This is a genomic window from Pedobacter sp. NEAU-ZC8, assembly GCF_059278965.1.
Genome location: NZ_JCAJXC010000001.1, coordinates 124,778 through 143,445 on the forward strand (window position 1 = coordinate 124,778; position 18,668 = coordinate 143,445).

Annotated in this window: 15 protein-coding genes; 4 read left to right on the forward strand and 11 right to left on the reverse strand. The window is 46.5% G+C overall.

All coding sequences use genetic code 11. The annotated features are described in order from the left end of the window. Window positions 1-22: 22 nt before the first annotated feature. Both mnmH and selD read left to right on the forward strand, forming a co-directional pair. A complete protein-coding gene (gene mnmH / locus AC5WJX_RS00635) occupies window positions 23-1,057 on the forward strand; it encodes a tRNA 2-selenouridine(34) synthase MnmH (RefSeq protein WP_494482911.1) in 1,035 nt (344 codons plus the stop codon). A gap of 3 nt (window positions 1,058-1,060) precedes the next feature. Continuing rightward, the gene (selD, locus tag AC5WJX_RS00640) at window positions 1,061-2,101 is read left to right on the forward strand and encodes a selenide, water dikinase SelD (RefSeq protein ID WP_494482912.1); all 1,041 of its coding nucleotides are present in this window, start codon (window positions 1,061-1,063) and stop codon (window positions 2,099-2,101) included. A gap of 6 nt (window positions 2,102-2,107) precedes the next feature. Here the strand turns inward: selD and AC5WJX_RS00645 are convergent, their stop codons facing one another. From AC5WJX_RS00645 to AC5WJX_RS00670, 6 genes are all read right to left on the reverse strand, one after another. Beyond that, on the reverse strand, window positions 2,108-4,342 hold the full coding sequence (locus tag AC5WJX_RS00645) for a xanthine dehydrogenase family protein molybdopterin-binding subunit (protein ID WP_494482913.1): 2,235 nt from the start codon (window positions 4,340-4,342) through the stop codon (window positions 2,108-2,110). 24 nt (window positions 4,343-4,366) lie between these two features. Then, a complete protein-coding gene (locus AC5WJX_RS00650; protein WP_494482914.1) occupies window positions 4,367-5,344 on the reverse strand; it encodes an FAD binding domain-containing protein in 978 nt (325 codons plus the stop codon). Continuing rightward, window positions 5,341-5,955 (reverse strand): (2Fe-2S)-binding protein, encoded by a 615-nt coding sequence (locus tag AC5WJX_RS00655; RefSeq protein WP_440430030.1) that lies wholly within the window; start codon window positions 5,953-5,955, stop codon window positions 5,341-5,343. The genes AC5WJX_RS00650 and AC5WJX_RS00655 overlap by 4 nt, the downstream gene beginning before the upstream one ends. A 90-nt stretch (window positions 5,956-6,045) precedes the next feature. Beyond that, window positions 6,046-6,780, reverse strand: a complete 735-nt coding sequence (locus tag AC5WJX_RS00660; protein WP_494482915.1) for an FRG domain-containing protein — start codon at window positions 6,778-6,780, stop codon at window positions 6,046-6,048. A gap of 12 nt (window positions 6,781-6,792) precedes the next feature. Continuing rightward, window positions 6,793-7,971 carry a nicotinate phosphoribosyltransferase gene (pncB, locus tag AC5WJX_RS00665; protein WP_494482916.1) on the reverse strand — a complete coding sequence of 393 codons (1,179 nt, stop codon included), beginning with the start codon at window positions 7,969-7,971 and terminating at the stop codon, window positions 6,793-6,795. A gap of 19 nt (window positions 7,972-7,990) precedes the next feature. Next, complete coding sequence (locus tag AC5WJX_RS00670; protein ID WP_494482917.1) at window positions 7,991-9,550, reverse strand: protein adenylyltransferase SelO; 1,560 nt, start codon at window positions 9,548-9,550, stop codon at window positions 7,991-7,993. 514 nt (window positions 9,551-10,064) lie between these two features. On the opposite strand from AC5WJX_RS00670, the gene AC5WJX_RS00675 reads away from it, so the two are divergent. Then, window positions 10,065-11,921, forward strand: coding sequence for an LTA synthase family protein (locus tag AC5WJX_RS00675; RefSeq protein WP_494482918.1), 1,857 nt, complete (start codon window positions 10,065-10,067; stop codon window positions 11,919-11,921). Here AC5WJX_RS00675 and AC5WJX_RS00680 read toward each other — a convergent pair. The 4 genes from AC5WJX_RS00680 to AC5WJX_RS00695 form a co-directional block, all read right to left on the reverse strand. Further along, window positions 11,918-12,706, reverse strand: coding sequence for an OBAP family protein (locus AC5WJX_RS00680; RefSeq protein ID WP_494482919.1), 789 nt, complete (start codon window positions 12,704-12,706; stop codon window positions 11,918-11,920). The genes AC5WJX_RS00675 and AC5WJX_RS00680 overlap by 4 nt on opposite strands. Window positions 12,707-12,771: 65 nt before the next feature. Continuing rightward, the gene (locus AC5WJX_RS00685) at window positions 12,772-14,370 is read right to left on the reverse strand and encodes an MFS transporter (protein ID WP_494482920.1); all 1,599 of its coding nucleotides are present in this window, start codon (window positions 14,368-14,370) and stop codon (window positions 12,772-12,774) included. Between the two features lies 1 nt (window position 14,371). Then, window positions 14,372-15,433, reverse strand: coding sequence for an HlyD family secretion protein (locus tag AC5WJX_RS00690; protein WP_494482921.1), 1,062 nt, complete (start codon window positions 15,431-15,433; stop codon window positions 14,372-14,374). A 2-nt stretch (window positions 15,434-15,435) separates the two neighbouring features. Then, complete coding sequence (locus AC5WJX_RS00695) at window positions 15,436-16,779, reverse strand: TolC family protein (protein WP_494482922.1); 1,344 nt, start codon at window positions 16,777-16,779, stop codon at window positions 15,436-15,438. Window positions 16,780-16,847: 68 nt separating this feature from the next. Between AC5WJX_RS00695 and AC5WJX_RS00700 the strand changes: the two genes are divergently transcribed. Next, window positions 16,848-17,651 (forward strand): helix-turn-helix domain-containing protein, encoded by an 804-nt coding sequence (locus AC5WJX_RS00700; protein ID WP_494482923.1) that lies wholly within the window; start codon window positions 16,848-16,850, stop codon window positions 17,649-17,651. Here AC5WJX_RS00700 and AC5WJX_RS00705 read toward each other — a convergent pair whose 3' ends face one another. Continuing rightward, window positions 17,652-18,536 carry a universal stress protein gene (locus tag AC5WJX_RS00705; RefSeq protein WP_494482924.1) on the reverse strand — a complete coding sequence of 295 codons (885 nt, stop codon included), beginning with the start codon at window positions 18,534-18,536 and terminating at the stop codon, window positions 17,652-17,654. It lies immediately after the preceding gene. Window positions 18,537-18,668: the final 132 nt, after the last annotated feature.

Below are 18,668 nucleotides of genomic sequence, written 5' to 3' on the forward strand. Positions count from 1 at the left end.
ATATTCGAACAAAAGCTGTTGAATGACAAAGGCAATTGATTTCGAGGAATACTTCAAGCTAAATATTCCGCTTCTTGATGTACGGACACCATTGGAATTTGCGCAGGGCCATGTGCCCGGCGCATTCAATTTACCTATTTTCAGCAATGAGGAACGGGTGCAGGTGGGTACAACCTATAAACAGCAAAGTCGGGAGCAAGCGATACTGCTGGGACTCGACCTAACCGGGCCTAAGTGGTCGGGGTTTATCCGGGAGGCCTTGAAAATCGCACCGGACAAGCGTATTGCAGTACATTGCTGGCGCGGCGGAATGCGTAGCGGCGCAATGGCCTGGGTACTGGGCTTGTATGGCTTTGAGGTTTATACGATTGCCGGCGGTTATAAGAGCTATCGCAGGTGGGCGCTCGCTCAATTCGAAAAGCCCTTTAACCTGATTGTCCTCGGTGGAATGACCGGCTCGGGTAAGACCCAGATCCTTCGGGAATTGCGCGCCCAAGCTGAGCAGGTTATAGATCTGGAAGATCTGGCACAACACCAGGGCTCGACTTTCGGATCGATGAACAAGCTCATTCAGCCTACACAGGAACAATTTGAGAACAACTTTGCTTTTGAACTCTATCAGCTGGATGCTGCCAAACCCATATGGGTGGAGGATGAAAGCCTCACCATCGGCAAGCGGATTATTCCAGGCGCTTTCTGGAGCAATATGCGCAGTTCCATGCTTATCAACCTTCTCGTTTCTGAGGAGTGCAGACTTGAATTCTTGGTTAAAGAATACGGCTGCCTCGACAAAGACTTTTTGATCGAGTGTACTGAACGCGTGCGGAAGCGGCTTGGGCCGGAACAGACTAAGCACGCCATAGAGGCCATCAGAGAAGATCGGATGGCAGATTTTATCCGACTGCTACTGGTATACTATGATAAGAACTACCGCAGGGGTCTTGCAAAAAGAAATCCTGAACAACTACATCCATTTGAGCGCAGGGGCGATATACAAAGCACTGCAAACGAACTAAAATCCTTTGCTGGGGCACTTCCACAGCAAAGCCTATCTTAAAACATGGAACTTTCTACAATAAAACTCACACAATATTCCCACGGTGCTGGTTGCGGTTGCAAGATCAGCCCTGCAATTCTGGACAAGATCCTGCATAGTCCGCTCGCTGCAGCACCGGATGCACGCCTGCTGGTGGGTAACGATAAAAGAGATGATGCGGCCGTTCTCGACCTCGGTAATGGGACGGCATTGATTTCAACTACCGACTTCTTCATGCCGATTGTTGATGACCCATTCGATTTCGGGCGTATCGCTTCTGCCAATGCCATCAGCGATGTTTATGCTATGGGCGGAAAGCCGGTTTTAGCAATTGCAATATTGGGTTGGCCGATTGATAAACTGCCACCAGAAGTGGCGCAGAAAGTGCTTGAAGGTGCACGTTCAATTTGCGCTGAAGCAGGAATAACACTGGCCGGGGGTCATAGCATTGACTGTCCTGAACCTGTATTTGGTCTGGCAGTTAATGGCATGGTGAACATCAACCAGTTGAAACAGAATTCGACAGCAACAGCTGGCTGTAAACTCTATCTAACTAAGGCGCTGGGTGTTGGAATCCTGTCTACCGCCCAGAAGAAGGGTATTCTAAAGGCCGAAGACGCTGCCATTGCTTTAAAGAGTATGGTTACTTTAAATAGCCCAGGTGCCAAGTTTGCAGAACTAGAAGGTGTAAAGGCGATGACTGATGTGACCGGATTCGGCCTGTTGGGCCACCTGTCAGAGATGTGTGCAGGCAGTAATCTGGCTGCGGAGATTGCATTTGATAAAGTACCAGTAATTGGATCTTTAGGTTTTTATCTGGAACAAAAGTGTTTCCCCGGCGGAACCCAGCGTAACTGGAACAGCTATGGACATAAAATTGGAACGCTTACTGATGAGCAGCGTTATGTGCTGGCGGATCCACAAACAAGTGGCGGTTTACTGGTTGCAGTTACAGAAGAATCATCTGAAGCGTTCGAGCAACTGCTTCGGGACTTAAATTTACCTTCAAATTCTTTTGGGAGATTAAAAGAATTTGAAGGTGGCGATTTGATACAGGTTATTTAACCTGTATCAAATCAGCTTATCTGGTGTGATCGGCAGCTGTCTGATACGCTTTCCAGTAGCATTGAAGATCGCATTCGCGATGGCAGGAGCAACCCCGATGATTGCAATCTCCCCAATACCTTTGGTACCCATCGGGTCGACGATATAATCTGGTTTATCCACAAACTTAACCTCGACGTGTGGTACATCTGCATGAACCGGTACATGGTAATCGGCCAGGTCTTTAGTCATGTATCTGCCAAAGCGATGATCCATGACAGCATCTTCATGTAGCGCCATGCCTATACCTCCGGTTACGCCGCCAATCATCTGGTTGCCTGCAGTTTTCTGATTGATGATCTTTCCGGCATCGGCGCAGGTAACGGCTTTCGTAACTTTAACTCTTCCGGTAACGGAATGTACATGTACCTGAACAAAATGTACAGAATAGGAGTATTTCGAGTATTTCCCGGCTTCCTCTCCCGGCTTAGCTTCTTCGATGAGGTCCAGATCTGCAGATCCACTCTTTTTCATCAGTTCGGCGATGGATGTTTTGGCATTTTTACCTTTAAGTTGCAGGCCGCCGTTTACAAAGCTTACCTGCTCCAGGGTGGCGCCTTTAAAATCAGGGATATTTTCTGCAGCCAGAGCAACCAGCTTTTCCTTCAATACGTTGCAGACAGCAAGTACCGCTGAGCCGACACTGTTAACCGTGGACGAGCCACCTTGATTACCTGCCGTTGGGAATTGCGAATTGCCCAACTCAAAAGTGATCTGGTCTGCAGGAATACCAATGGCGTCGGTGGCAATCTCGACCATTGCTGTTCCGGTACCTGGACCGATATCGGTTACGGCACTCTGCAGCAGCATCGCACCGTTCGCGAACAACTTTGCCCGCACTTTAGCACTTCTGCGGTTTGCTCCAAATGTACCTACGGCCATGCCATAGCCGATCTTCCAGGGACCATCGCTGAGTGTACCGGCTTTCAAAGGACGTTTGTCCCAGCCAATCGCTTCGGCGCCAAGCTTAAAACACTCTTTCAGATATTTGGACGACCAAGGCATATTCTTTTCAGGATCCTGATCCGTATGATTAAGAATTCTTAATTCCAGTGGATCAATATTCAGCTCATAGGCAATTTCATCGATAGCGCTTTCCAATGCGAAAGCACCTGTAGCTTCTCCCGGACCGCGCATCCAGATTGGTGTACTCACATCCATCGGCAATATGCGGTATCTGGTGGTTACATTAGGCGCAGTATACATCATGCGGGTTTGCTGTAATACACTTTCGGTAAATTCTTCATAGCTTGAAGTCTGCCCTATGGAAAAATGGCTGATCCCGACGAGTTTGCCATCCCGGTTTGCACCAATGCCGATGCGCTGATAGGTACGTGGACGATAGCCCACCATGTAGAACATCTGCTCGCGGGTAAGCATCAATTTTACCGGCTTTTTGATCATCTTGGCGGCCATAATTGCTGCGGTCTCATGTGGCCAATTATGCAGGGCGTTTCCAAATGCACCGCCCACAAAAGGCGCAATAACCTTCACATTTTCTGGCGAAAGCTTCCACTCCTTGGCGAAATTCTGCTGGGTGGGCTGTGTACCCTGTACCTTATCATAAAGGGTAAGTTTATCATCTGCTTCCCAATGCGCTACAATGGCCTGCAGCTCCATAGGATTATGCATCTCCGCAGGATGCTCATACTCCATCTCCAGCTTTACCGCTGCAGTTTTATAGCCATCAACTACACCGCGATCATAATCAGCAAGAGGTGATTTAGGGTTCTTCTTTGCAGATTGAGGAAGCACACCTTTATCCAGGTTCTTGTTCAGGTCGGTCAGATGCTCTTCAACCGTGTACTGTGCTTTCACCAGGTGTGCGGCATAGGTAGCACGTTCGAAGGTGTCGGCCACCACCATGGCAATTGGCTGCCCGTTGAAGTAAATTTTATTGTCGTAGAACACCCGGTGCGGCTGTCCACCAGTCGGTGGCTCCGTAGGATGTTCATTGTCCGCGGGGTAACCTGGCGGACGAATGGCATTCTGATATGATATCACGGCGATGACACCCGGCGCATTGGCTGCGGCCTTGGTGTCGAGTGATTTGATCCGGCCTTTAGCGATACTGCTGGTTACCAGAACCGCGTATTTGCAGTCTGGCAGAACATATTCAGCGGCATATTTGGCGGCACCTGTTACCTTCAATCTGCCATCCACCCGTTGAAGGGGTTCATCCGCTTTAAATAGTGTATTCATAAGATTATGGTATTTGATGAATGGTTATATGCGGGAAGCAATCTTTAAAGCTTCGACAATTGTATTTGGTGCAAGTTTAAGCTTGAAGTCATTGTCTCCATATCCTTTTGCACCGCGCATGGCGATTTCGGCAGCTTGTTGGAAGCTCTCGAGGGATGCAGGCTTGCCGGCTAGACTCTGCTCTGCTTCTTTAAGCCTCCATGGTTTATGTGCCACACCACCCAATGCCAGACGCGCTTGCCGGATATTTTTACCTTCGATTTCCAGCCCTGCCGCAACGGACACCAATGCGAATGCATAGGAGCTGCGATCCCGCACTTTAAGGTAGTGATTGTGCGTCAGCGTTGAAGCGGGGATACTCACTGCAGTGATAAGCTCGTTCTTGTCCAGAATCGTATCCTTTTTAGGCTGCTCACCTGGTAGCCTATGGAAATCCTGCATCTGTATAATGCGGTCTCCTTTTGGACCGGATACATGCACCGAAGCATCAAGTGCAATCAGGGCGACGTTCATATCGCTTGGGTTTACAGCGATGCAGTGTTCGCTTGCACCGAATATGGCGTGCATACGGTTAAATCCTTTCAGTGCACTACATCCGCTTCCAGGTTCCCGCTTGTTGCAGGGCGTCGCGGTATCATAAAAATAGGGGCAGCGGGTACGTTGCATCAGATTGCCACCAACAGTCGCCATATTGCGGAGCTGTGCAGAAGCACCTGCATTCAAGGCTTGGGAGAGGAGCGGAAAACGCTTCATTACGGTCGACTGCTCAGCAACTGTACTGTTCAGTGCCAGCGCTCCAATGCTTAAACGCTTGTTTTCCTCTTTGATCTCGCGAAGCGGAAGTTTGTTGATATCGACCAGACGTTCGGGTGTCATCACATGACGCTTCATCAGGTCGAGTAAGTTGGTGCCTCCGGCAATGAATTTAGCAGTAGGCTCTTGAGCGATTGCGCTCAGCGCAGCTTTCTGGCTGACCGACCGGATATACTGGAATTGCTTCATACGTTTTTGCCTCCTTTCTTAACCTCCTGAATGGCGGCAACGATGTTAGGGTAGGCGCCACAGCGGCAGATATTACCACTCATGAATTCCCGGATTTCATCTTCATTATCAGCATGTCCCTCACGAATACAGGCTACCGCAGACATGATCTGTCCAGGGGTGCAATAGCCGCATTGAAAGCCATCGTGCTTAAGAAATGCAGCTTGCATCGGGTGAAGTTGCTCACCTGTTGCCAAACCCTCTATCGTGGTGACCTTTTTTCCATCATTCATTACGGCTAAGGTAAGACAGGAATTTACACGTTGTCCGTCAACGTGTACCGTGCAGGCTCCACATTGACCGTAGTCACAGCCTTTCTTAGTACCAGTGAGGTGTAGTCGCTCGCGCAATAGATCAAGCAAGGTAATGCGTGGGTCGATCTTTAAATTGTGTTTAGTGCCGTTGATTTCGATGCTGCAGGGTACGTTTTCAATTGCTTGCGCAATCCGCTCGTCCAGTTGGTTATCAGCAGCCTTAATCGCAGCGGCTGGGGTGAGCGCCACCGCAGTGATCAGGCTCGATTTTTTTAGGAAGTCCCGGCGCGGATTAGGGGTAGCATTTTCCTTTTCCATAGTAAAGTTTTATCTGGTTCTTTTACACTTGAAGATGAATAAATGTTTTTCAATCACCTAAGAAATACATGCTCAATGCATAGTTTGGAATTATTCAAAATAACGCCATTGCAGGTAATTACACAAACCTTCGAGTTCGGGGAATATGGTAAAGGCATTCACGCCGAGGGTATCCAGGTCTGTACGGATCTCGCGAACATGGCCTGCGGGGATCTTTACTTTGATCAACTTCTGATCAAAGGAATCAATTTCGTTCATATAGCGCATCTGGAGCATCTCCTCAGTAGAATGGATGCTGAACACCCCAGACTGGTTATTGATACGTTGCTTGATGATCCTTGGCCTGAAGATCTTGGTTTCTTTTACATCGAAAGGCGTTACTTCGGCGATATTCAGACTAAAATCCTTGGCTTCAGCCATCAGGATCCATACGACAGCATATGGTGGATTTTGCTCTTCATTTGGACCGTAGTTTTCTGCCGTTGCGAACCAGAGTGCGGTAAGGGCGTTGTTGGACCAATCGAGCAGCCGCGTTGGAAGCCCAAAATGTTGACCAAGGGTCAGATAATCCCAATCGTCCATTGGGCGATGTTGTTCAATCAACAAAGGATTGGTCCTTTTAAATTCCTGTAGCAGTAAATTCTCCGTTTCCAGGAGATCCCCCTTGGCCTTCAGCCGGCAGATTTTGGGGATCAAGGGATAGTCCAAGGTCTGTCCCCTGAATAGAAAATCAACGGCATGGGTCTGCTCAGCATTTGTTTCCTTACTTTCTTTGATGATCTTCAGATATGCTTCAATGCTGGTAACTTCAATCTCTTTCAGCATAACAGGGCTTAATTAGTGAATACTTAGTAGTGTTTTTGCCAAGGCGATGACCTCCTTGCTTCCGGTATATTTACCATGTTCATCGGAAAGTTTAACAACTTCCGTCCAGGCGCCATCTTTAGGAAGCGCTGCAGTCATCTTGATCACGATGTTCATTGGTGTTAGTCCGACGTCATTGGTAAGGCTTGTGCCGATGCCGAAGGACATGCCTACTTTATCCCGGCAGTAATCGGCAATGGCTGCAACTTTATCATAGTTGAGTGAGTCGGAGAAAATGATGGTTTTGCTCCTTGGGTCGATGCCCATTTTCTGGTAATGGGCTACTACCTTATCGGCAAACTCAAGCGGGTCTCCACTGTCATGTCGTACACCATCAAACAATTTGGAGAACATTTTGTCGAACTGGCTAAAGAAAACATCGGTTGTATAGGTATCAGAAAGTGCAATTCCGAGGTCGCCACGATAAACCTCAACCCAGTGTTCCAGACCCATGGCATTTGCCATTTTAAAACCATAGCGTGCCGCATGGAACATGAACCACTCATGGGCATGTGTCCCGATAGGTTTAGTGTTGTGTAACATTGCAAGATGGACATTGCTGGTCCCTATGAATGAACCTTGTCCGAACTCTGACAGTGCCTGTAGCACTAAGCGATGCACCGCATAGGAGTGACGCCTTCTTGTGCCAAAGTCTGCCACGGTTACACCAAGCTTTTTATAGTTTTCGATTTTCTCCCTTGTACGACTGACCACTTCTTCCTCGGGAACACGTTGCAAATCAGTCATGCGGTAGTACAATTCACAGATCAAGGACATCAATGGCACCTCCCAAAGAATGGTCCTGTACCAATTACCTTCAATATCAATTTCGAGCGTACCTCCAGATTGTTTTATGTGTACTTCTTCCGGGTTATACCGGTAACCCTCCAGAAAGTCCAGGTAAACCGCGTCCAGGTAGGGGCAGGTAACCTGAAGGAAATGCTTTTCCTGTCGACTTAACTTTAGCTTAGCCATTTGGTCAACCGCTTCACGAAGTACTGTTGCAAACCCCTCCGGGAAGACGTGATTGCCGCGATTGATAAAACCATACTTTGCTTTCGCATCCGGAAAAAGTCGTACCACGCCCTGTTGCATGGTGAATTTATAGAAGTCGTTATCTAAAATAGAACTGAAGGAAAAATCTTGTTTCAAGTGCATTATGATTAATTGATTATGAACTGCAAGACAACATGGAACACCCTGGCTGTTCGTTAGCCCATGTTGGTCGGATCTTAAAGAACTGGTCTGCCTGAGTAGAATAAGGATCTTTGATTGCCTGTTGCAGGCTGTGGAACAGCTTGTCATCGCCTTTCTCAAGATCCGTAATGGCCATATGCAGAAGATAGTTCCGGAGTATAAAGCGAGGGTTTGCTGCTTTCATCTTTTCGATCCGCGCTTCATCAGATATGCTATTGGTGCTGATCCGTGCCTGGTATAAAGAAATAAATTGCTGAAAGCCATTACGTTCTGCAGGAAATAATTCTTCCTGATAGAAGGCAGCCTGAAAATGCGCTATCAGTGCATCCGTGTCCGTCATATCCGGTGGCAGGCTAATCAATAGCTGATAGAAGATCGTCATATCCGGTTGGATCGAGATCAGCATTTTTTCGAGTTCCTGCAGCAGGGTATGGTCTTCAGGCACAAGTTCATCCAAACCAAGCTTCTTGGACATCATCAAACTATATTTCGACCAGAAAATGTCTTCGTAAGCTTCAATTACCGCTACCAACTTTTGAGTGTCTTCTACGATTGGCGCGATGGCGTTTGCCAGACAACCCAAATTCCAGTAGGCGATTGATGCTTGTTTGCCAAAAGCATACCTTCTTCCAGGAAGGTCTGTGGTATTGGGGGTGAAGTTCGGATCGTAGTTGTCCACAAATCCATATGGCCCATAGTCTATGGTGAGGCCCAGGATAGACATGTTATCGGTGTTCATAACACCATGCACAAATCCTACCCGCATCCATTCAACAATCATACTTGCCGTACGATCCACAACTTCGGCCATCCAGTCCAATATGCTGTTTTCACCGCTTAGGTGAGGATAGTAGTTTGAAATTGTCCAGTCTGTTAAGGCTTTCAACTGATCCAGTTCCTGCCTTGCGGCAAGCATTTCGAAGTTCCCAAAGCGCAGAAAGCTAGGTGCCATCCTTGCAACGATTGCACCGGGCTCATACTGCGGATTCCCATTGTAAAACATGTCACGGACCACTTTGTCGCCGGTAGAAACCAAGCTTAGCGCCCTGGTTGTAGGAACGCCAAGGTGAAACATCGCCTCGCTCATCAAAAACTCTCTCACAGAAGAACGAAGCACTGCTCTTCCATCAGCACGACGCGAGTAAGCCGTTGGCCCGGCACCTTTCAGCTGTAGCTCCCAACTTTTACCATCAGGACTTTCCCATTCACTAAGGGTGATTGCGCGCCCATCGCCGAGTTGTCCAGCCCAGTTGCCAAATTGATGACCAGCATAGCAAGCAGCATAGGAATGCATGGAAGGTGTAGTCAGGTTCCCGCCAAGGATAGCAACATCTTGCTCATCGGGTTCTGCGATGCCTAGCTCGGCAGCAAGTTCGGTCGACCACCCAATCAGTTGGGGCTGTGCTACTGCAGTCGGCTTTGTACTGCTGTAGAGCTGGCCAGGTGTTTGCCGCGGTTTGGTACTTCCGGAATGATCACCGGGAAATTGTTCGGTAAATCTGTTCTTGAATATTTTTAAATGGATATGTTCCATGGGCTATTTAAAGGTTGATATGATCGATATACGAACATATGGGTAACAGGTATCTTCCAGCTATGTTCTTAATATTTTACGTTTCATAAAGCAGAACAGGAAATAGAGTCTAGCATTAAAAATATTTGTTTCGCATGACATTTAATTATTCGCTACACTTTTATTGCTCCCATTAGAGGCGCTTTCCTGCCGCTTAATTCGGTAAAGCCGCAGGTTAATTCAGTAAAGCCCCAAGCTTAAAAATTGAAGTAAAAAGGTCTTTAAGCTGAAATGAAGCCACAGTTGGCAAAGGTGGTTAAAATAAAATGTGAAGAGATGTGAACTTTTCTCATATTTTCACGTTCTTAATACCTAAGTTCGTTGCCCATTCATTTTTTGTCAGCATTATGGAAATTCTCTTAATTATATTAACGATCCTTGTGATTTTCTCCTGCCTAAGCGCCTGGTTCAATGCCGCCGAATTGGACACGGATGATGAAAATTTCTAAGTAAAATTTTCTAGGTTTGCTTCAATATGTTATTGAAGACCGTTTGGACCTTACTCAGGTATTTCTGTTTCTGGCTGATTTTCTTTTTCCTGGAACGCCTGGTATTCATCTTGTACAACCTCAACAAGCTTTCTGCCGAGCCCTTTGCGGAAATTGCTCCTGCATTTAAGTATGGCCTATGGATGGATGCATCCATGGCAGGATATTTATGTGCTATTCCTTTGTTATTCTTCCTGGTAACCTGGTATATCCCTAAACTGCGACTATCAACCCGCTTTTTGAAGTATTACACCTGGACATTCCTGGTGATTTGTTCATTATTGACGGTTGTTAATTTCAATATATATCGTGAATGGGGTACTAAGGTGAATTATCGTGCCTTTGAATTTGCGATAAATTCTCCAGCAGAGGCCATGGCCAGCAGTGGCTCCTCTCCCTTATTTCTGAGCCTTTTGATACTCGTTGCGTTGATAGCTACCGGAGTTTTACTCTCCACAAAGGTGATAAGCTGGACGATAAACAGAAAAGGGCACATGTTTGGCAAGGCGCTAATCACCTTATTGTTCATCGGCCTAACGGTCATAGCCATTCGGGGTGGCCTGCAGGATGCGCCAATGAATGAAAGCATGGCTTACTACTCCAGCAACCAAACCTTGAATATTGCGGCTGTAAATACAGAGTGGGGATTAGCCACCGATATTAAGAACGCGAAGTACAACACCAAAAATCCTTTTAGATACTTTGAGGCTGAAGTAGCCAGGGAGAACGTCAAGCAGTATTATCATAAACCAGATAGTGCCGGCATGAAGATCTTATCTACAGAGCGGCCCAATGTAGTCCTGATCATCATGGAAAGCCATACGGCAAACGTAGTCGAATCATTAGGCGGAGAGCCCGGCATATCCAATGCTATTGAGCGCCTGAAGCAGGAAGGGGTCTTCTTTGATCAAATTTATTCCTCGGCAGGCCGAACCGACAAAGGTGTTGTTTCTATTTTAAGCGCCTTTCCAGCCCAGGCTTCGCGAAGTATAATGAAGGAGAACAGTAAGCAGGCAAGACTACCAACGCTCAGCCAGGTCTTTCAAAAATACGGCTATTCGACACCCTTTTTCTATGGAGGGGAGTCTCGCTTTGCAAACATGAAGTCTTACCTGTTAAGCCACGACATCAAAAAAATTATCGAAAAAAGCAGCTTCGACAAGAAGTACCTGAATTCTAGCTGGGGTGCATTTGATGGACCAGTTTACCAACGTATGGGGCAGGAGCTTGCCGGGGAGCGGCAACCATTTTTTGCAACAATGCTCACGCTAACCAATCACGAACCTTTCGGATTACCTGTTCCACCGCATTTCAAAGGTGCCAGTAACGAGGATAAATTCCGTAGCACTGCGTTCTATGCTGATTCTTGTCTTGGCGCCTTTGTAGATTTTGCAAAAACGCAGTCCTGGTACCCAAAAACCTTGTTTGTTGTAGTAGCTGACCATGGTCATTTTCTGCCGCGCACTGACCTGGAAATATTTGATCCACAGCGTTATCGCATTCCACTGTTGTTCTTTGGACCTGCAGTTAAAAAGGAATTCAAGGGCCAAACCATCCACCATATTGGCGGACAGACCGACATCGCAAACACCTTGTTAACACAGCTCGGTATGGATGCAAGTGCTTTTACCTGGAGCAAGGATCTTCTAAATCCCGATACGAAGCAATTTGCCTTCTTCAACTGGGACCATGGTTTCGGATTTATAACACCAAAAGATACCATTGGGTACGATGCGGTCAGTAATCAGGTTATCGGCAACAACAAAAGCAGCGTTGAAGCCCCTGAAGTTATTGCAGGAAAATCTTTTATGCAGGAAGTTTATCAGCAGTACATGGCGTATTAATGGTGTTGCGGCTGGACCGGCTTCCCCTGATGTTTGTGTACAGCACTATCCGCCTTTTTAGAAATGACAAATTGCCTGATCTCGCCTTTTTCCCAGGCATTTGCCATTGGATCTATCGGTAATGCTTTGATATCTTCCCGGTTTTTACGTTTTTCTGCAGTCGACACGTTAAACCGCCTATCCCTGGCATCCACGAGTTCCTTGTTGATCTGACCATCTTTGGTGAATCCCATCATGATCATGGGCGAGCCCACAGGAAGTGTTCGCTCCTGATCCGTATGCCAGGTGTGGATCGTTTTGCCGTAGGTGTTAACCAGCTTTTCCATCAGCTCCTTCTCTGCGACTTCGGGAATGCCCGGCGCGATGAGCGTGCCCGATTTCACCTCGTGAACATGTGAGTGCCATAACTTCTTTTCCTCTTCCGTAAGTGTTTTGAACAACTTTGGCGTGATGATGTACTCTATCCCCATAATCTTGGGACTACCCTCATTTCCGTCGAAGATGATCGCCTGATAAACATCTTCGTTCAGCTGGTTCACATAATGATGTGCCTCCATTTGTGCGTTGATGTTGCCATTGTAAAAGTGGAAACCATCCAGATAGGCATTGAACTTTTTCAATGGTGATTTATCCTGCATCAGGTCTGCACCAGTGTTCAGAACCTTATCCTTTGATGATTTTTCGTCACCTGGCGCGGTAACATTGGATGGCGTATTGCCACCACCACAAGCAGCTAATCCGATTGCAAAAATCGAACTGTAAATTAGTGTTTTCTGTATTTTCATAGCAGGCTGTTTTATCGGCGTTATACAAGCATAAAACTGCTGGCTTAGAAAATAGTTTGTGTAAATTAAAAAGAGGCGGGAGCGGGTTGATTGGATTTTACGTTTACAATGGTACGGTTTAGATAAGGGTAGATCGCGATCAGTAAAATGATTACCAGGATACACCAACTGATCAGTTCGTAGTAATCCATGGCATATCGAAGCTGACTTTGAACTTGCATGGTCCTGCTTAGCATGGCATTGGCGAGTTTATTTGCCTGTTCAGGATCTATCCCTTTCGCTAGAAAAGCCTGTTTATACCCAGCCAGTTTCTGCAGGGCTGCTGGATCTAATGCGCTGACATGCTGACTAAACCGATCCAGATGCACGCTTTGTTTCAGCAAGCCGTAATAATTGATGATTGCAATGCTGCAACAAAAACCGAGGTATCTAAAAAAAACGCCTGACGCAGAAGCCATGCCGCCGAGATGCGCAGGTACTGTCGATACCATATACAAGATCAGTGGTGCCATCAACGTACCGGCACCGAGGCCTTGTATAAACAATGGAAGCAAGTAGGACCAGTCATTCGCCTGTATGGTGAAAGACATTCGCATCCAAAGATGAAAAATTAACAGAAAGCCAAACCCTGCAATCCATATGAAGCGCATCGGCTTCTTCAGCACCACTAGACGTGAGGTGACAAAAGCGCTTAAGATAATACCAAGAGAATTTGACAGTAGCATATACGCCACATGGATGGGATCCATACCCATCACGGTCGCAAAATAGCTGTTTGTCACGTTTATTGTTCCTCTGCAGATATAGAGTATAAAGATCAGGATTGCACCGACCTTGAAGTTCCGGTAATTGAATACCTCCAGACTCATGTACGGTCGTTTTAAATGGCGCTGTCTTAACAGGTGTAAAACAAGGGAAACTACCACGCCGCCCGTGGCCAGGAAAATTCGCTTATCCTCAAACCAGTAGTATTGTTGTCCATAGATCAGGATGTATCCAATAAGCAGCAGTAAGGATGCATAAATCACGAAACTTGGCCAATCAAGCTTGTACAAATGTGATTTATCGCTGAGTCTTACATTTTTAAGAATGCTATACAACAAGATTGTGCCTGGGACAAACAGGAACATAATGCCTTTGTACAGGATGTTGAAGTCAAAGCTCTCCAAGACCGGTGAGGTCAGCATCATGCTGATCTGTGATACACAAAGCAACATGCCATAGAACACCGAGTAGCCAATTTCCCTGGCTCGTTCCCCCTTGAGTTGCCTGAAAACCAGGGTAAGACAGATGCTTGTGATCGAACAGTTGGCCATCCCCTGAATGAAGCGGAAGATAAATAGTGTGTGAAGGTTCTGGGTGATATAGCAGATGTAACTGGCTGCAACCTGGATGACTGCGCCCAACAAAAGATATTCCTTTACGGCGATGTAATTGAAAAACCGGCGCTCTAGCGCAAAGAAGCTTGTTACTGCAGCATAAAAGACAATCATCGAGTATTGAACATCTGCTGGTTCAAACCCATAAAATCCAGCTGCGGCATTGCTGTTGGCACTCGAGAGGCCAAACAGCCCCATACTTGGCAGGATTACCATGAAAAGTGTGATCTTGGTCAGCCAACCAGGTACCCAGTCTTTTATTTCTTCTGATGAACCCCTTGCCATATTAGTTCTCTTTACGGATCAGCACTTCGGCATTCATGCCCGAGCGTAGCACGGCGATCTCAGCCGGTTCATCTACCAGACGGATTCTTACCGGCACACGTTGTACAATCTTCACGAAGTTGCCTGTAGAATTATCCGGTGGCAGCAGCGAGAAACTTGAACCCGTTGCCGGCGATAGTGATTCGATTTTACCCTTGAATACTTTACCGGGGTAGGCATCCGTTTTGATCTCCGCCATTTCGCCTACATGCATGTGGCGCAGCTGTGTTTCTTTGAAGTTTGCCACCACCCACTTGCCGGCTTCCTGATTTACAATGTAGGCCAAGGTTTGTCCAGCCTGAACCATCTGTCCCGGTTGGATGGTTCTCCGTCCCATTTTGCAGTTGTATGGTGCCGTAACCACGGTGTAACCAACATCAAGTTTGTTGCGGTTCAGCATGGCTTCCCGGCGTTTTATCTCCGATTCAGCCACCGCGGTCTGCACTTTCGTGTCTTTCACCTTTAGTTTGTCTGCTTCGTAGTTCTTTAGTGCTGTCTGGTAGTTTGCACGTGCCACTTCAAGGGCGGTTTGTACATTTTCAAGTTGCTGCCTGGTGGCAGATTCCACATCATACAGCTTCTTGTAGCGTGCAAATTCCTGTTCCTCATGGTGTAACTTCGCCTTAGCAGCAATGATCTGCGACTCATTCACCTGCGCACTGCTTGAACTGCTTTCCACATGGCTTTTCAAAACTTCGAGCTGCGCTCTGGCATTGGCGAGTTCCGCCTCGGCTTGCTGCTGTTGTAATTCATATTCACTGTTGTCAATGATTAGCAAGGTATCGCCCTTGTTAAGGTCCTGATTTTCTTCGAACCGGATCTCCCTGATGAATCCCCCGACTCTGGAAGTGACCGGGTTGATATATTCCTGCACCTGTGCATCATTGGTTTCCTCGTATCGGTAAAGATCCCAAAGGCTAAAAATGCCCCAGATCATTAAAACCAGCAAGATAATTCCGGCAATCCAGGCCGTAACACGGGTGATTAGCTTATCTGTGCGGGAATGGTCAGTATTTGTCGTCATATTTAGAGATTGCCTATAATGTTTTGTAATTGATAGTATTGTAGTTGTGCCGCGATCCGCGCTGCAGCAAGGTCAAACTGCGTCTGGAGTAGCTGTGTGTTGGATTCCAACAGGTCTGTAACTAATGATAATTGGTTGAAGTAGGTATTATTTACAATCCTCGCATTTTCCCGGGCCTGAATGACATTGGTCTCCGCGACCTTGATCCTGTTCAAGGATTCATTGTACCGCAGATATCCTTCATTTACCCTTTGCCTGATCTGATCCTGGGTATGGTGGTGCTCCAGCTCCTGTGTTTTTAGCTCAAGCTGTGCTGCCTTAACCTTGTGTTTGTTGTGATACAAAGCGTCAACGGAAAAGCTGGCCTTGATCCCTGCTGTTCCCAGTCCATATAGGTAGTTGCTATACGGGTAGAACTGTATCTGTGGATAGGAGTAGGCATAGTTAGCGAAGAGGCCTAGTTTTGGGTTAACGTTTGCTTTTACATCTTTTAACTCCAGTTTGCTTAAACGGGTTTCTTCTTCAGAGATCTTGTTCTGATATGATCTGGCCATTGCTTCCCGGAGATATTCCTCATAGTTCTTAACAGGAAGCTCCTGCATAGCCGACAGCTCCACTGGTGAAGTGTGTTGAGCATCAGGTTCTCCCATGAGAATATTTAGTTTCTGACGAGCAATAGCGATGTCATTATTAATCTGGTTAAGGCTGAGGTTTTGTCTGGAAAGCTGTAACTCTGCCCTTAACACATCACTCTTTAGGACAACGCCGTTAATCAGTAGCTGACGGATTTCTTTAAGCTGACGCTCCTGATCTTCAATATTCTTTTCCATCAAAGCCTTGAAAGCAATACTACGTTGTAAATCGAGGTAGTAGGCTGCCGCTTGCAGCTTGATTTCAGAAACCGTTTGGTTCCTCCGTTCCGAATGGATCTCATGCAAAATTTGCTGGCGTGTGATGTTCGTGCCGGTTTTGTGACCGTTGTACAAGTTCAAGTAAGCGTCGCCACCAACTTTATAAAATGTATGTTCAACGGGCAGCAATTCGGGCTTATGCAATAAACCATCGACAAAGAGTGGAAAATTACTGACTTTGCCGTATTCGGCCTCTGTACTAATCTCTGGCAGGCGCTCTGCTTTCGCATCCAGGATCTTTTCGGCGCTGACTGCGACGTCCAAATCCTGCATCTTGATGATCTTATTTTCTGCGGTGGCCTTTTCCCATACCTGGTTGATGGTTAAGGTAATGGCATTATCGGGAGTATGCTGCCCATGAGCTTCTGCAAATCCAAGCAAGGTTAAAAAACAGGTAAATGCAAAGTACCTGGGGATTGAAAAAATGTTCTTCATAATAACAACACAAAGGTACCGCTATGCCTTTTGCTGCACTTTATGTAATTTGCCTAAAATTATATCAAATGAGCCAAGTTGAGGTTGTCCGGAATTCAGAAGAATATTTACGGTATATAGATGCGACACCGGATGCAATCTTTGTATTACATGAAAAGCTGGAACGCCGCTTCCCAGTCCATCAGCATACCAAAGGGCAGTTAACTTACGTAGATGGGGGAATTGCCTATGTTCATGTTCAGGGAAAGATCCTGGTGATACCTGCAAGACATTACATCTGGATACCTCCAGGACTTCTGCATTTTCTAACCGTTAGAAGTTCAGCGACTGCCATCCGGACGGTGTATTTTGAACTCGACACCGAGGAAGTTTTTTACCAGCAGATGGGCATTTACCCAGTAGACACACTTTTACTTGAAATGCTCTTGTTTACTGAACACTTCGAATGGGAGATCGGCAAGACAAACAAATACTATCCATTCCTGAAGGCCTTGTTCAATATCCTGCCGGAAATTAGCAATAATCACCTGCATACGGTATTACCAGTGACGAGAAACGAGCGCCTGGTGCCGATACTGAAGTACATGGAAGCCCATGTCGGAGAGGAGATTAGTTTAACCAGAATCAGTAAAGAATTTTCCTTAAGCGAACGTACGCTCTCCAGGATCTTTCAGGCGGAACTTAGCATCTCCTTTTTACAATACTTAAAGCAACTCAGGATGGTGAAAGCTGTAGAGCTGATGCTTCAGACGGAACTCACCTTGAGTGAAATCGCTTATCGCACCGGGTATCAAAGTATCGCTGCTTTTAGCAATACCTTTTACCAGCTTACCAATATGCGCCCATCCCAGTTTGCGCATTCCATTAAATAATCAGAATACCGGATAATGTTCGGCGGGATAAGGGTATACAAGCAGCGGAATGCTCATGTCATTGGCAACCTCATGTGTGTTGCTACTGCTAAATAGACGCTGCAAAAAGTGCTTTTGATGATGTACCATCACGAGCAGGTCAAAGCTAACATGTTCAGATACCCATTTCAAGCCTGAGGATACCTGGGCATCCTGCACGTGGCGGTAGTAAATGTGGGGATAGTTGATCTTACTGCTTACCGCGCATAAAAATTGCTGCACCTGATCCCGTTTTTCCTTGCCCTGTTCTTGTTCACTTTCCGAAGATACATGTGCAAGCATGATACTTGCCTCTCTATGTCTGCCAAGGCTGCACAGTGAATGCAGAGCTTCTATATCTTGCAGTTGCAGATCTGTTGCAAATGCAATTTTTTGGATGCCCTTAAAAGCAGCGGCTTGCGGAACAACCAGCACGGGAACTTTCGATTGTTCCAGTAGTTTCTTCATGTGATTGCCCGTAATCAGGCTGCTAAAGCCTTTTCTATGATTAGCCATGACAAAAAGGACGATGTCTCGATCACTAAGCAGTTCATCTATATGATCGGCGATCTCTCCCTCGTCACAACGCGTTTCTATTTTTGGAGTAAAGCCCGTGGCGGCGCTAAGGCTTGAAGTCTTGCTGAGTTTGGAGGCAGCAAGCGCCAGCTCTTTTCTGCTGGTTATTTCCAGCGCCCCAGCATTTTCCATGGGCCAGGCAACCTGTGCGGCATAAGGTTGTGAAGCAGGATTCAGATAGGCATGGTAAAGGATAATGTTGGCCTGCAGTTCATGGCTAAGCTGGAAGGCATATTCACCGGCATGCGCCGCGCGTTCCGAGAAGTCTGTAAATACTATAATCTTTTTCATAACATTTTATTTAATCCTCTTTATTCCTGTTGCTTAGCTAAAGATCGTGAAAATCGGTGTAAGCAGGAATGACCCTCGTGTTAATTTTTTGTGACCCTAATCAGTTTGGCGCAAATTCAAATAGACAAAAAC